The following is a 14,814-nucleotide window of genomic DNA, read 5'->3' as shown; positions in this document are numbered from 1 at the left end:
CCCCCGCTTAATGTTTGAAATGACGTATGCCCGTTAAGACCATTGCGATTCCGTATTCGTCCGCTTTATCAATCGATTCCTGATCACGAATGGACCCACCAGGTTGTATGATTGCCGTTACCCCTGCCTTTGCAGCCGCTTCAACTGTATCATTCATTGGGAAAAATGCATCAGAAGCGAGTGCAGAACCTTCAATATTTTCTCCTGCCTGTTCAATAGCGATTTTCGCAGCACCGACGCGGTTCATTTGTCCAGCGCCAATTCCAGTCGTGCGGTTATCTTTCGCAAGCACAATCGCGTTAGACTTTACATGCTTAACGATTTTCCAAGCAAGCGTTAAGTCGGCCCATTCTTTGTCCGTAGGCTCGCGTTTTGTTGCTACCTTTAATTCGGATTGTTCGAGCCCATGACGGTCCTCTTGCTGAACAAGTGCGCCACCAGAAACTGTGCGTACTCGGTTGGATACCTGATCAGAATTTGAATCGACTGGAACTTGAAGCAGTCGCAGGTTCTTCTTCTCTTTTAAAATCGTTAACGCTTCCTCTGTGTAGGCTGGAGCAATAATGATTTCAAGGAAGATCTCCCTCATCTTTTGTGCTGTCTCAGCATCGATTTGCTTGTTTGTTGCTACGATTCCTCCAAAGATTGATACTGGATCAGCTTCGTATGCCTGATCATATGCTTCCGTTAATTTCGTTCCAACTCCTACGCCGCATGGATTCGTGTGCTTTACTGCTACGACAGCTGGTTCTTCAAATTCTCGGATCATCTCTAACGCAGCATCTGCATCGTTAATATTATTATATGATAGCTCTTTTCCGTGTAATTGAATCGCTTTTGCAATCGATGAAGATGCGCCGATCGGTTCCTCATAAAAAGCTGCCTGTTGATGAGGATTTTCCCCATAACGAAGGGCTTGCTTTTTCTCATAGGTCACCGTATACGTTTCAGGATATTCCTCTCCTGAAGCGTCCGTTAAGTATTGTGCGATTAGTGCGTCGTAGGCTGCTGTATGACGGAAAACCTTTGCAGCTAGGCGTTTACGTGTTTCAATTTCTACCGCACCATTTAGCTTTAATTCACCGAGAATCAAACCGTAGTCTGCCGGGTCCGTTGCAACGGTTACATATTGATGGTTCTTAGCAGCAGCGCGCAGCATGCTTGGACCGCCAATATCAATGTTTTCAATGGCTTCTTCATAGCTGACGTTTGATCGAGAAATCGTTTCTTTAAATGGATACAGGTTTACGACGACTAGGTCAATTGGTTGGATGCCATACTCTGTAAGCGTCTTTTGATGTTCTTCGTTGTCTCGAATCGCAAGCAACCCACCATGGATCATCGGGTGTAATGTTTTCACACGCCCATCCATAACCTCCGGAAAGCCGGTCACTTCGGAAATACCGATTACGCTTAGTCCTGCTTCCTCTATCGCCTTTTTCGTTCCACCTGTTGATACGATTTCGACCCCTTGTTGAGTAAGACCCTCGACAAACGGTATCAACCCTTCTTTGTTCGAGACACTGATGAGTGCACGCTTCATGCTCTGCCTAGCCCCTTTCTATTTGTTGTTCATTAATTCGGAATGTAATAGGTCCTGAATAACCTTTGGATAGAGCTCATGTTCAACTTTATGGATTCGTTGTTCTAGATCTGCCTTTGTATCATCAATATTGACCCCGATAGAAACTTGCTCAATAATCGGTCCAGTATCCATGCCCCTGTCGACATAATGAACTGTGACTCCCGTTTCATTTACCGCTGCTTCTAGTGCTTGTCCAATCGCATCCTTCCCCGGAAAAGCCGGTAATAGCGAAGGATGGATATTGATGATTTTCTCTTCATATTCAGAAAGCAGTGTTTCTCCGATCAATCTCATGTACCCAGCCAATACAACGAGTTCAGCCTCTGCCTGCTTCAGCTCTTCGATAATAAGTGATTCAAAGGCAGTCTTACTCGGGAATTCCTTCGGATAGAATACAAAGGTCGGGATGTTGTTTCGTTCAGCACGTTCGATTACAGCTGCTTTAGGTCGGTCGCATACGAGAAGTGTCACGTTCGCTTTTAAGTGTCCGCTTTCAATTGAATCTAAGATTGCCTGAAAATTGGTCCCTGAACCCGAGGCAAAGACGGCGATGTTTTTCATTCAGTTGCCCCTCCACCAAACGTGATTCCTTCTCCTTCTTTTACTCGACCGATCAAGTAAGCTTTTTCTCCGCTTTTTTCAAGAGAACGAATGATTTCAGTAGCCTGTTCATTTTTAACCGCTAGAACCATTCCGATACCCATATTAAATGTGCCAAGCATATCATTCTTAGACAGGTTGCCTGCCTCTTCTATGATTGAGAAAATTGCAGGAATTGGCCACGAGCCGAAATCGACCTCTGCCGCAAGACCTTCTGGAAGCATACGCGGAATATTTTCGATGAAACCGCCGCCTGTAACATGGGCAATTCCGGATATTTGGTGTGATTTTAAAACGTCAAGAACTGGCTTCACATAGATTTTTGTCGGTGTCAGAAGCTCTTCACCTAATGTTTTATCGAGCTGATCAAACGTTTGATTTAAACCGTAGTCCGCTTGTTCGAAAAGCACTTTTCGAACTAATGAGTAACCGTTGCTATGAATACCACTTGATGCGATCCCGACCAAAGCATCGCCTTTTTGAACATTATCCGGGTTGATCAGCTTCGATTTCTCTGCAATTCCTACAGTAAAACCGGCAAGATCGTAATCCGATTCGTCGTACATGCCAGGCATTTCAGCTGTTTCGCCACCGATCAGTGCAGCTCCAGATTGTTTACATCCATCTGTGATTCCTTTTACGATCTGTTCTACTTTTTCAGGATCAAGCTTTCCACATGCAATATAATCTAGAAAGTAAAGAGGCTCAGCCCCTTGGGCTACGATGTCGTTTACGCACATGGCAACCGCGTCGATACCGATCGTATCATGCTTATCCATCTGAATCGCGAGCATCAGCTTCGTCCCAACCCCATCGGTTCCAGAAACGAGGACAGGCTCTTTCATGTTCAGCTTTGACAGGTCGAACATCCCGCCGAATGCACCAATTCCTCCGAGAACTTCTGGGCGCATCGTTTCCTTCACGTGCTTTTTCATACGGTTGACAGCTTCGTACCCCGCCTCAACATCGACTCCTGCACTTTTGTATGCTTGTGCCATTCGAACGCCTCCTTGATAAGAAATGAAAAAAGCTACTTTGATTAGAGTTTTATTGAAAATAGTAGATTTACGGACGTAAATCTTCCCTATTTATAAACGAGCTCTTTCTCGTGTGGTAAAACAGTATCTGGATAGATTTCCGTTGGGTATTTTCCTGTGAAACATCCGAGGCATTGTCCGCAATTTTGCTCATGCGGGTTTCTGCCGATTGATCCCATCATACCGTCAACGCTCAAATACTCAAGTGAATCAGCGCCAATAATTTCGCGAATTTCCTCCACGGATCGATTTGAAGCGATCAATTCATCCTTAGAGGAAATATCAATTCCGTAATAACACGGATGAGCGATTGGCGGCGAACTAATTCGAACGTGAACCTCTTTCGCACCAGCATCCCGTAGCATTTGCACGATTCGTCGACTTGTCGTTCCACGTACAATCGAATCATCGACCATCACGACACGTTTGCCCTCAACAATGCCTCGCACTGGTGAAAGCTTCATCTTTACTCCCTGCTCACGTAAAGCTTGAGAAGGCTGAATGAACGTCCGCCCGACATAGCGATTTTTGATTAAACCAAGTTCATACGGAATTCCTGCTGCTTCCGCATATCCGATCGCTGCCGAAATACTCGAGTCAGGTACCCCGGTTACGACGTCGGCCTCAACAAATGCTTCATCTGCAAGTCGTTTCCCAAGATTTTTACGAGCTGCATGGATGTTAATTTCATCAATACTACTATCCGGTCTTGAAAAGTAAATGTATTCCATACTGCACATCGCACGATTCGTAGAGGTAGTGAATGAATCACTTTCAATTCCAGAATCGTCGATGATTAATAGTTCACCTGGTTGAACATCACGAACGAATTCCGCACCGATCACATCGAATGCACATGTCTCTGATGCCACTACGTAGGCATCGCCAATTTTACCAATAGAAAGTGGTCGCATTCCATTAGGATCGAGTGCCGCCATGATCCCTTTTTCCGTCATAATTACAAACGCATAAGCACCTTTGATCATTGTCAGCGCATTTTTCACCTGATCCCGAAGATCGATAAACCCACTACGCTTAATAAGATGAGCAAGGACCTCTGTATCAGATGTCGTTTGAAAAATACTTCCTTGTGCCTCAAGTTGATGCTTCAGTCCGTTAGCATTGACAAGGTTTCCATTATGAGCGAGTGCTAAAGCTCCTCGCTGGGATTGGAACACAAGTGGTTGAATATTGGCATATTCTGAGCCGCCAGCTGTTGAATAGCGAACATGACCGATTGCTGAATTTCCAGAAAGTGTCGACAGTTCTCCTTGGTTGAACACTTCCGTTACGAGACCTTTTGATTTATGAAAACGAACCTGTTCTCCATCTGTAACCGCGATTCCAGCACCTTCTTGCCCACGATGCTGAAGACTGTGCAGCCCATAATAAGTGAGCTGAGCAGCCTCGGGATGTCCCCAGACTGCAAATACGCCACATTCTTCGTTTAAACCTTTGATGTCAGCAAGCATGGAATAGCTCCTTTCCAAGCTGTCTCTAACTCCTTGAGTGAAGCTGAAACAAGCTCTTTCCCTTCAGAGGTTTCGATTCGTAAAACAGATCGATCCAGTACGACACCGATCGCCGTTGCATCTTTTACTAAACGCTCGAATTCTTCAACGTTTTCTGGATTCACAGTTACAAGAAAACGCGACTGAGATTCACTAAACAAAGCTGCCAGCTCATCACCTGATACAGTAAAAGAAGCACCTAGCTCTGTATCGATCATGCTTTCCGCTGCGGCAACTGCTAATCCGCCTTCAGCAATGTCATGAGCGGATTGAACAATACCCGCTTGAATCGCACTTAAAAGCTGAGATTGGTACGCGAGTTCTTTCTCCAAATCAAGCTCTGGAGCCTTACCTGAAATCGAGCCTTCCAGTAGCTTTTGTAATTCACTTCCGGAGAATTCCGGCTTTGTTTCACCAATCATATAAATGACGTCTCCGGCTTCTTTATACGATTGAGTCGTCACATGGTCGAGATCATGAACAAGACCAACCATTCCAACTACCGGTGTTGGATAGACAGCGACTCCATTTGTTTCATTATAAAGGGAAACGTTTCCACCTATAACAGGTGTTGAAAGCTTACGGCATGCATCGCTCATTCCTTCAACTGCTTTCTCAAGCTGCCAGAAGATTTCTGGTTTCTCAGGGTTCCCAAAGTTCAAGCAATCGGTGATCGCAAGAGGTTCGCCTCCAGAACAAACGATGTTACGTGCAGCTTCTGCAACCGCAATTTTTCCACCGACTTCAGGGTCGAGATATAAATAGCGAGAGTTACAGTCAGTTGTCATCGCTAGCGCTTTACGCGTTCCACGAAGTCGAACGACAGCAGCATCCGATCCAGGAGAGACGACCGTGCTCGTTTTTACCATATGATCATACTGATCGAACACCCACGACTTACTTGCAATTGTAGGCTGGGCAAGCAATTGTAATAATGTGTCCTTGTAATCCATTACACTCGGAACATAGGAAGCTTGTTTCTGAAATTCTTCGTAATAAGCCGGTACCGCGCTTGGCTTATTGTAAACCGGTGCTTCCTCTGCTAAAGCATCAACAGGTACACTTGCTACTACTTCATCTTTGTGTGTAAGACGCAACTCTTTCTCTTCGATAACGTGACCGATCGCAACCGCTTCAAGACCCCACTTTTCAACGATCGCCTCGATTTCGTTTTCTCGTCCCTTTTCCACAACAATAAGCATCCGTTCCTGTGATTCAGAAAGCATCATTTCATATGGCGTCATGTTCGTTTCACGTTGTGGCACGAGATCAAGGTTCATCTCGATTCCGGTACCTGATTTACTTGCCATCTCACTTGAAGAAGACGTTAAGCCAGCCGCACCCATATCTTGAATACCAACAAGTGCGTCACATTGAATAAGTTCAAGGCATGCTTCAAGTAAAAGCTTTTCCATGAACGGGTCACCGACTTGGACTGCTGGACGCTTTTCATCAGACGCATCATTCAGTTCTTCAGATGCAAATGTGGCGCCATGTATTCCATCGCGACCAGTACGAGCGCCGACATACATGACCGAGTTCCCAATTCCTTTTGCCTGACCCTTTTGAATATCCTTATGGTCGATGATACCGACACACATTGCATTAACAAGCGGGTTGCCTTCGTATGAAGCATCAAATTGAACTTCACCGCCAACTGTTGGAATCCCGATACAGTTTCCATAGCCTGCAATTCCTGCAACAACCTCTTCGAACAAGTACTTTACACGATCCGATGAAAGTTCACCAAAACGCAGCGAGTTAAGGAGCGCAATAGGACGCGCACCCATGGAAAACACGTCACGGATGATTCCGCCAACACCCGTTGCAGCCCCTTGATAAGGCTCGATTGCAGACGGATGGTTATGACTTTCGATTTTAAAAACAACCGCTTGATCGTCACCGATATCCACGATTCCAGCACCTTCACCAGGTCCTTGTAGAACACGTGGTCCATCAACTGGGAACTTGCGTAGCACTGGCTTAGAGTTCTTATAGCTGCAATGCTCTGACCACATTACTGAAAATAAACCCGTTTCCGTATAGTTTGGAAGACGGCCGAGGATTGATTCGACCATAACGAATTCTTCATCACTCAAGCCCATTTCCTGATACAGCTTTTGTTCCTTGATGATTTGTTCTGTAGGTTCATGAGGATACGACATGTGCTTCCCTCCAGCTTTTGACGATCGATTTGAATAGTTTAAGTCCATCAGCACTTCCAAGTAATGTATCAACAGCACGTTCAGGGTGTGGCATCATCCCAAGTACGTTGCCTCTCTCATTTGTAATACCTGCGATTTGGTGCCGTGATCCATTAATGTTTTCCTTATATCTGAATGCGATTTGATTGTTTTCTAGTAATTTCTCATACGTAGCTTCATCACAATAATAGTTTCCTTCACCGTGCGCGACAGGTACTGAGATTACTTCGCCCTTGTCATACTCGTTTGTAAACATTGAATCATTGTGTTCAACAACAAGGTCTACATGACGGCAGATGAATTTCAGCCTTTCGTTCCGCTGCATTGCGCCCGGTAACAATCCTGCCTCTAGTAAAATTTGAAAACCATTACACACCCCTAAAATCGGCTTCCCTTGTTTGTTCGCTTCATAGATGGAGTTCATAATGTTAGAAAAACGAGCGATCGAACCGCCGCGCAAGTAATCTCCATAAGAGAATCCACCAGGGATGAGAATACCGTCGAACTGACTTAAATCAGAATCATCGTGCCAGACGTATTCGACCTCTTCCCCAAGTTCATCCTTGATTGCATGGTACATATCTAAGTCACAGTTTGACCCTGGAAAAACGAGGACTGCAAATTTCACTGGGAGACGACCTCCTCGATTTCATACGTATAATCTTCAATGACTGTGTTCGCCAACAGCTTTTCACATATTTCACGGATTTGTTGATTGATATCTCCGTCTTCTTTTTTAATCGTCAACTGAATGTACTTCCCGATCCGAACATCCTCAACTGATTGATAAGATAGACGGTGGAGTGAGTCCTTAACCGCTCCTCCTTGTGGATCCAATACGCTTTCCTTTAATGTGACAAACACTTTAACGTTATACATAATCGATATATCCTCCCCGAAATGATTGTTTTATCGTTGTGATCTGATGCCTTCGAATTATTTACAAAACGCTTGTCAACGAACTAGCGTCAATCGTTCCAAAAGCTTTGTATACGTTTCTGTCAAGCTACCAAGATCTCTTCGAAACACGTCTTTATCCAGCTTTTGCTTCGTTTCAGAATCCCATAGCCGGCACGTGTCCGGTGAAATTTCATCGGCCAGTAGTACATGACCGTTCGCATCAATTCCAAACTCAAGCTTAAAGTCAATGAGGTCAATGTTTAGGCTTTTAAAATACGGCGCAAGAACCTCGTTTACTGCAAGCCCTTTTTGTCGTAGTAATGCTAGTTCTGTCTCCTCAACGAGTCCGAGAATTCGGATATGATCCTTTGTTAATAGAGGATCACCGAGGTCATCATTTTTATAGTAAAACTCAACGATTGTCTCTGGAAGCACTGTTCCTTCTTCCATCCCGAGGCGTTTGGCGAGTGAGCCTGCCGCTACGTTTCGAACAACCACTTCAAGCGGAATGATCTGAACATTTTTCACTAGCTGCTCGGTTTCAGAAAGCTTTTTGATAAAGTGAGACTCGACGCCCTTTTCGCGTAGCATTTCAAACAATAGAGATGAAATGACGTTGTTCAGCTTACCTTTGCCTTCAATCCTTGATTTCTTCTCACCATTGAATGCTGTTGCTTCGTCCTTATATTCGATCCAAACGACTTCAGAATCAGACGTTTCATAGATAAATTTTGCTTTCCCCTCATACAGCAGTGCTCGTTTCTCCATTCGTGTTCCTCCTCTAGGTTTTTAGAGTGATTATGCTAATCCGACACGTTTAAAAATGCTGTCGACTTCCTTCATGTGATGGTTATAATCGAAGCAATCATTGATTTCGTCTGGCGTTAACATTTCTGTAATGCGCGTTTCTGCTTCAACCAATTCTCTAAACTGAATGCCCTTTTCCCATGCTTCCATCGTTTTTGGTTGAACGAGATCATACGCTTCTTCACGACTCAATCCTTTATCAACAAGGGAGAGCAAGACACGCTGGGAATAAATCAATCCGTATGTTCGCTCCATGTTGCGCTTCATATTATCCGGATATACCGTTAAATTTTTCACGATATTTGAGAAACGGTTCAGCATGTAATTAAGAAGGCTTGTGCTATCTGGAATGATAATTCGCTCTGCTGACGAGTGTGAAATATCACGCTCATGCCAGAGGGAAACGTTCTCCATAGATGTCACCATATGGCCGCGAATCACTCTTGCAAGTCCTGTCATGTTCTCAGAACCAATTGGGTTGCGCTTATGCGGCATAGCTGACGACCCTTTTTGACCTTTTGCGAAAAACTCTTCTACTTCACGTGTTTCACTCTTCTGAAGCCCGCGAATTTCCGTTGCGAATTTCTCAATTGACGTCGCAATTAATGCAAGCGTTGAAATGTAGTGTGCGTGACGATCACGTTGCAACGTTTGTGTTGAGATTGGCGCTCGGTTTAATCCAAGCTTTTCACAAACATATTCCTCAATAAAAGGTGGAATGTTGGCAAACGTTCCGACAGCTCCTGAAAGCTTTCCGTAGCGGATTCCTTCTGAAGCCTGTTTAAATCGTTCTAGATTGCGCTTCATTTCCTCGTACCATAGTGCTAATTTTAAACCGAACGTCGTAGGCTCTGCATGCACACCATGTGTACGTCCCATCATGATCGTATATTTATGTTCCTGTGCTTTTTCCTTTAAAACATTAACAAATCGTTCAATATCTTGAAGTAAAATATCATTTGCCTGATTGATTAAGTGGGATAGTGCCGTATCAACAACATCTGTTGACGTAAGTCCGTAATGAACCCACTTTCGTTCTTCACCTAACGTTTCCGAAACCGCGCGAGTGAAAGCCACAACATCATGACGAGTTTGTTCCTCGATTTCATGGATTCGATTGATATCAAAGGATGCCTTCTCCCGAAGCTTTACAACGTCTTCTTTCGGGATATCCCCAAGCTCCGCCCAAGCTTCACAAGCTAGAATCTCAACTTCTAACCATGATTTGAATTTATTTTCCTCGGTCCAAATTTCTCGCATTTCAGGTCGTGTATAACGTTCAATCATTTGACTTCCTCCAAGTTATGTTTTTGTAAGTTTAGAGCAATTGTTTCGGCATTTTCAACTGCATCATTCAGTGAATCATCTATTATCGTAAAATGCCCCATCTTCCGCTTTTCTTTCGCTTCTTCCTTTTCATAAAGATGGAGATGAACATTATCAAAAAGGGGTGCAACATTTAGAATGTGATGTGCTTCTTCACCAAGCAGGTTAACCATTACGCTCGGCTTTACTAACGTCGGCTTTCCTAGCTTCCACCCACAAATGGCACGAATATGCTGCTGGAATTGTGAGAACACACAACCCTCAATTGTATAATGCCCTGAGTTATGCGGCCTTGGTGCAAGCTCATTAATATAAATGTCCATATCCTCTGTTAAAAACATTTCAACTGCAAGCGTTCCGACAAGATTCAAGCCCTCGGCAATTTGAATCGCCATGAACTTTGCTTTTTCTAGACTCTCTTCCGTAATTCGTGCCGGTACGATTGATTCATATAAAATGTTATCGCGGTGAATGTTCTCTGCAACAGGGAATGTTTCGATATCGCCGTAGACATTACGGGCCACGATAACCGAGATTTCTTTTATAAAAGAGATCTTCTTCTCTAAAACACATGGAACCTCGTCTTCGATCAATTTATGAGCCATTTCGATATGTTCAGGTGTATCAAGAATGACTTGTCCCTTCCCGTCGTATCCACCCCTAGTGGTTTTTAAAATCGACGGATAACCAATCTTTTCGAGTGCAGCGTTAAGCTGTGTTTCGTTTGATACAAGTTCATAGGGTGCTACTTTCACCCCAATTGATTCAAGTGTCGCTTTCTCTTCGGCACGGTCTTGTGTGACTTTTAAAAGATTACTTCCTTGGGGTAAGTGGTGATTTTTCTCAAGCCAGTTCGCTGTCTCGAGATCTACATTTTCAAACTCGTAGGTGATTACGTCACTTACTTCAGCAAGCTTATCCCGTGCTTCTTCACTTGCATAATCACCGACAATTTCAATATCTGCTATCAATCCACATGGTGAGCCTTTTGTTGGATCAACGGAAGCAACTTTGAAACCCATTTCCTTTGCAGCAATCGCCATCATCCGCCCAAGCTGTCCGCCACCTAAGATTCCAATTGTCTGAGGGGGTACGATTGGCTTTGTCATTGTAAGTCACCACTGCTTTCCATTACCTTTAGTCGAATTGCTTCCTGGCGTTTTTGTAAAGCTGCAGCAACCTCTTCCATTTGCGTCCCAAGAATTTGTGCTGCAAGTAATCCTGCGTTCGTTGCTCCTGCTTTACCAATCGCAACAGTTGCAACAGGTACTCCACCAGGCATTTGCACGATCGATAATAGTGAGTCAAGTCCGTTGAGCGCTCTCGATTGAACGGGTACACCGATCACAGGCAATGTCGTCTTCGCAGCAACCATTCCAGGTAAATGAGCTGCCCCGCCTGCACCGGCAACGATCACTTTTAATCCTTTATCTCTAGCCTGTTCTGCATATTCGAACATTAGATCCGGTGTTCGATGCGCGGATACAACTTGCTTTTCATATGGGACTTCAAGCTCATCCAGCACATCACACGTATGTTTCATCGTCTCCCAATCCGATGTACTTCCCATAATTACGCCTACTAACGGTTCCATCTCTCCACCAAACCTTTCTTGATCAGAATACATCTTCAAAGTACAAGTTCAAAAAGTCGACTAAATTCACCGTTTACCAACGAGCCGTACATGCATCAACGCTCTACAAGTTGTACTGAGGAAGTTTACCTCCTCATGTACACTTTTAATCGGCAGATACATGGGCTGTCGGTGACTTTTTGAACCTTTTTATCCATAGAAAAAGCCCAGAATTATATATATACTTCTCTATGGCCATGAGAAAGCATAATAAATCCTGGGCATCGCTCAAATGATTCTTTTATATCTAATGAGCTTACCGTTCGCTTTCCCTCATAGTCCGACAATTTTACGGGTGTCGGGTAGAAACTTATGGGCCATATTCCCAAGATTATATGAGGATTGCTGTTTCTCTTCTATTGTAACAACGGAAAAACAGCTGTGTCAACGAAAAATCGAACGTTATTTTATATTTTTGTATGAAATGTTCGGATTTTACTGTAATTTACCTTCAAAAACGACTCGTTGTCGTAAATGTTCTACCTCTTTCTTGCCGTTTCGCTTAATTTCTTGAAAGACAGGTTCTTCCATTCTTCGTACAGGCATATACCCTTCCCGGTTCATCCGCTCAAGGCAATCGGCAATCTGTTCATTTTCCAACATTTCGAACTTCTTTTTCTTCGGTTTCTTATCCATTTGACCTTACCTCCGTATAGCTTTGACCCAGAACCCGCCATGAAAAGCCTTTGGTTCATGAGAGATAATAAACGCTTTCGGATCAAGGGCTTTCACACTATTATATAGGTCATGCTCTGATTTTCTAGAGGTTAAAATTTCCATCATTAATCGTTGTCCTTCTCGACCGTCTGCTAGCCAGTTCGTAACACCATATCCACGATTACGCAATGAATTTGGAATGTCCGAATCGAACTCCTTCGTTATAACGTTCACCGTAATATATCCTAATGCAAGTTTCTCCTCGATCTTCATGCCAACAATGACGCCTAGGCCATATCCGATCGCGTAAGCAATCAAATTCTGAATCTCATTTAAATTGTCAAGAACAATACCAAGTCCAACCACATAAACCACAACTTCGAATACACTTGTAATCGCAGCAAGATAACGCTGTCCTTTTAACGTTAAAATCATTCGGATCGTAAAGAATGAAACATACACAATGTTGATAATGAGGATGATCGCTATTAATGAAAAACTGTTTTCAAGCATCTCTGCCAACCCTCCAAGGCCGTTTTCATTGTACGAACGCATAAAAATCTTTCTATAGTATAAGCGTAACTAAGGTGAGCGCTTATGCTAGCCAAGCCTTCTTTATTGTATAATAGTAATCCCTAGCATAGCACGAATTAAAGCCAAAGAAAAAGAATAGAAATATTAAGAATTTTTTACATCATAGTGGACTGTCTCTTTGTCGGGAAGATCAGAAAAAATCCACCAAAAATTACCTGAACTTGTTATAATGCAATTATATAGTAGAAAGAACTATGGAGGTGCATAATGAAGTTTTCATTTATCACTATCATGTCATTATTGTTGTTTCTCATTCTGACTGCCTGCGGATCATCCGTACCATCTATCCCGGTTTCATTGGATGGTACTGGAGATCGAGATTCATCTTATGAAATAGTTACAGCCAACCAAGAAAACAAATGGATCATTAACAACGAAGGAAAAGAAATCGGGACAATTCAATATGTTGATAAGGGTTATTTTGATAATAAAATTTTCGGGAATTTTGAAGGTGGGCTTCATCAAGATGAAATCATGAGTGACTGGCATTATGAAAACACCCGCTTTGTGCTTGAACATGTTAAATCAATGGAAGTTCTCCAACGCTACTACTTCATCTATCCAACAAACGACAAACACTCCTATATACTAACATCCACCACACCCACAACTGGTAAGGAAGAAATTATGAAGCTTGCTCAATCTTTCAGGTATGAGGGAATTGCTGGGAAAATAAGGTAGAAACATTTGACTGCGGAGCTTGAGGACTTAATTCTCTATTACCTCTTCGACGGAAATATTACCTCATTAAAAGGATTTAGTGGAAACGAGTTAGCCCGTTTCCTCCTCTCACATTGATTCTCAGACTAGTAGTTCAGGGGCCAGCCAGGGCGATGGGTTGGCTTATCTTTCTTGGTCAGGAACCTTTTTTTGCTTTTACACAGGATTATTTTAAATAGATGGATGTTTTCAGCGTAAATATCCTGTTTGAGAATCATACAACTGCAGGGGAAAACCATATATCGGCCATGAATCGAATTATATCGGTCACGGCTTTTAGGAATGCAATTACTATAAGAGCTGATATGACAATCGTTTAGCCCACAATCGAATAAAAAAAGTGATTATTCATCCTTTTTGCCCTATTTTAAGTTCCTACGCGTACTTTTCACGCTAAAAATGAGATCGGTGGAAACGAGTGGGGCTCGTTTCTTCCTTTTCAAAGTGATTAGATCATGTTGTTATCCGATTTCCCCTGTTTGTTATCCGAAATGGGGAGTTTGTTATCCAAACACCCTTGTTTATTATCCAAAGGGGATTTTTTACACAAAAAAAGATGAAACGATTACTATTCGTTTCACCTCTTTGAGGCCCGGCGACGTCCTACTCTCACAGGGGGAAGCCCCCAATTACCATTGGCGCGCGAGCTTAACTTCCGTGTTCGGCCTTCGGACTGCGATGACCTTCAGATCTCGGCGTCATCAGCACTCGCGCCGGTCCTCGCGTATCTCATACGCTGCGGGCGTCACTCCCTTGTTTCCTTGACCTCTTCGTTCCTCCCAGCCCTCGCATGCTATGTCGTTTTTCTCCATAAAAAAAGATGAAACGATGGATCTTCGTTTCACCTTTTTGGTGCCCGGCGACGTCCTACTCTCACAGGGGGAAGCCCCCAATTACCATTGGCGCGCGAGCTTAACTTCCGTGTTCGGCATGGGAACGGGTGTGACCTCTTCGCCGTCGTCACCAGACATATGAAGTTGTGGAATCCCACATTCCTTCAAAACTAGATAACGGATTCTTGAATTTGTTCACATCGAAGATGTTAAAAATATGGTTAAGTCCTCGATCGATTAGTATCTGTCAGCTCCACGTGTTGCCACGCTTCCACACCAGACCTATCAACCTCATCATCTCTGAGGGATCTTACTCGCTTACGCGATGGGAAATCTCATCTTGAGGGGGGCTTCATGCTTAGATGCTTTCAGCACTTATCCCGTCCACACGTAGCTACCCAGCGATG

The 14,814-nt window shown here is 43.6% G+C and carries 14 protein-coding genes, 2 rRNA genes and 1 riboswitch; of the genes, 1 reads left to right on the top strand and 15 read right to left on the bottom strand.

Annotated elements, in window-relative coordinates:
- Window positions 1–7: 7 nt before the first annotated feature.
- From purH to NON16_RS17530, 13 genes are all read right to left on the bottom strand, one after another.
- A complete protein-coding gene (gene purH, locus NON16_RS17590; RefSeq protein WP_257350733.1) occupies window positions 8–1,543 on the bottom strand; it encodes a bifunctional phosphoribosylaminoimidazolecarboxamide formyltransferase/IMP cyclohydrolase in 1,536 nt (511 codons plus the stop codon).
- Window positions 1,544–1,561: 18 nt separating this feature from the next.
- On the bottom strand, window positions 1,562–2,146 hold the full coding sequence (gene purN, locus NON16_RS17585; RefSeq protein WP_257350732.1) for a phosphoribosylglycinamide formyltransferase: 585 nt from the start codon (window positions 2,144–2,146) through the stop codon (window positions 1,562–1,564).
- Window positions 2,143–3,183 (bottom strand): phosphoribosylformylglycinamidine cyclo-ligase, encoded by a 1,041-nt coding sequence (gene purM / locus NON16_RS17580; protein WP_257350731.1) that lies wholly within the window; start codon window positions 3,181–3,183, stop codon window positions 2,143–2,145. Before purM ends, purN begins: the two co-directional genes overlap by 4 nt.
- 86 nt (window positions 3,184–3,269) lie before the next feature.
- Window positions 3,270–4,694: an amidophosphoribosyltransferase gene (purF, locus tag NON16_RS17575; RefSeq protein ID WP_257350730.1), complete on the bottom strand. Its 1,425-nt coding sequence runs from the start codon at window positions 4,692–4,694 to the stop codon at window positions 3,270–3,272.
- Window positions 4,670–6,898, bottom strand: a complete 2,229-nt coding sequence (purL, locus tag NON16_RS17570) for a phosphoribosylformylglycinamidine synthase subunit PurL (protein ID WP_257350729.1) — start codon at window positions 6,896–6,898, stop codon at window positions 4,670–4,672. The genes purF and purL overlap by 25 nt, the downstream gene beginning before the upstream one ends.
- Window positions 6,882–7,565: a phosphoribosylformylglycinamidine synthase subunit PurQ gene (gene purQ, locus NON16_RS17565; RefSeq protein WP_257350728.1), complete on the bottom strand. Its 684-nt coding sequence runs from the start codon at window positions 7,563–7,565 to the stop codon at window positions 6,882–6,884. The genes purL and purQ overlap by 17 nt, the downstream gene beginning before the upstream one ends.
- On the bottom strand, window positions 7,562–7,816 hold the full coding sequence (gene purS, locus NON16_RS17560) for a phosphoribosylformylglycinamidine synthase subunit PurS (protein WP_257350727.1): 255 nt from the start codon (window positions 7,814–7,816) through the stop codon (window positions 7,562–7,564). Before purS ends, purQ begins: the two co-directional genes overlap by 4 nt.
- A gap of 75 nt (window positions 7,817–7,891) precedes the next feature.
- Entirely contained in the window at window positions 7,892–8,605 is a 714-nt protein-coding gene (purC, locus tag NON16_RS17555; protein ID WP_257350726.1) for a phosphoribosylaminoimidazolesuccinocarboxamide synthase, read from the bottom strand.
- 30 nt (window positions 8,606–8,635) lie between these two features.
- Complete coding sequence (purB, locus tag NON16_RS17550; protein ID WP_257350725.1) at window positions 8,636–9,931, bottom strand: adenylosuccinate lyase; 1,296 nt, start codon at window positions 9,929–9,931, stop codon at window positions 8,636–8,638.
- The gene (purK, locus tag NON16_RS17545; RefSeq protein WP_257350724.1) at window positions 9,928–11,079 is read right to left on the bottom strand and encodes a 5-(carboxyamino)imidazole ribonucleotide synthase; all 1,152 of its coding nucleotides are present in this window, start codon (window positions 11,077–11,079) and stop codon (window positions 9,928–9,930) included. Before purK ends, purB begins: the two co-directional genes overlap by 4 nt.
- Window positions 11,076–11,564: a 5-(carboxyamino)imidazole ribonucleotide mutase gene (gene purE, locus NON16_RS17540; RefSeq protein WP_257350723.1), complete on the bottom strand. Its 489-nt coding sequence runs from the start codon at window positions 11,562–11,564 to the stop codon at window positions 11,076–11,078. Before purE ends, purK begins: the two co-directional genes overlap by 4 nt.
- 295 nt (window positions 11,565–11,859) lie before the next feature.
- A riboswitch (purine riboswitch) is annotated at window positions 11,860–11,962 on the bottom strand.
- Window positions 11,963–12,038: 76 nt separating this feature from the next.
- Window positions 12,039–12,239 (bottom strand): NETI motif-containing protein, encoded by a 201-nt coding sequence (locus NON16_RS17535; protein ID WP_257350722.1) that lies wholly within the window; start codon window positions 12,237–12,239, stop codon window positions 12,039–12,041.
- 6 nt (window positions 12,240–12,245) lie between these two features.
- Window positions 12,246–12,773, bottom strand: coding sequence for a DUF2179 domain-containing protein (locus NON16_RS17530; RefSeq protein ID WP_257350801.1), 528 nt, complete (start codon window positions 12,771–12,773; stop codon window positions 12,246–12,248).
- Window positions 12,774–13,061: 288 nt separating this feature from the next.
- Here NON16_RS17530 and NON16_RS17525 point away from each other — a divergent pair, with 288 nt between their 5' ends.
- Entirely contained in the window at window positions 13,062–13,535 is a 474-nt protein-coding gene (locus tag NON16_RS17525; RefSeq protein WP_257350721.1) for a hypothetical protein, read from the top strand.
- Window positions 13,536–14,428: 893 nt separating this feature from the next.
- On the opposite strand, the gene rrf is transcribed toward NON16_RS17525, so the two are convergent.
- Window positions 14,429–14,542 (bottom strand): 5S ribosomal RNA (gene rrf, locus NON16_RS17520).
- A gap of 82 nt (window positions 14,543–14,624) precedes the next feature.
- A 23S ribosomal RNA gene (locus NON16_RS17515) occupies window positions 14,625–14,814 on the bottom strand; the annotation flags it as partial.

It is taken from the genome of Pseudalkalibacillus decolorationis (assembly GCF_024609785.1).
GTDB lineage: Bacteria > Bacillota > Bacilli > Bacillales > Fictibacillaceae > Pseudalkalibacillus > Pseudalkalibacillus decolorationis.
Note: the sequence above shows the minus strand (reverse complement) of the source record. Positions and strands in the feature narration are given on the sequence as shown.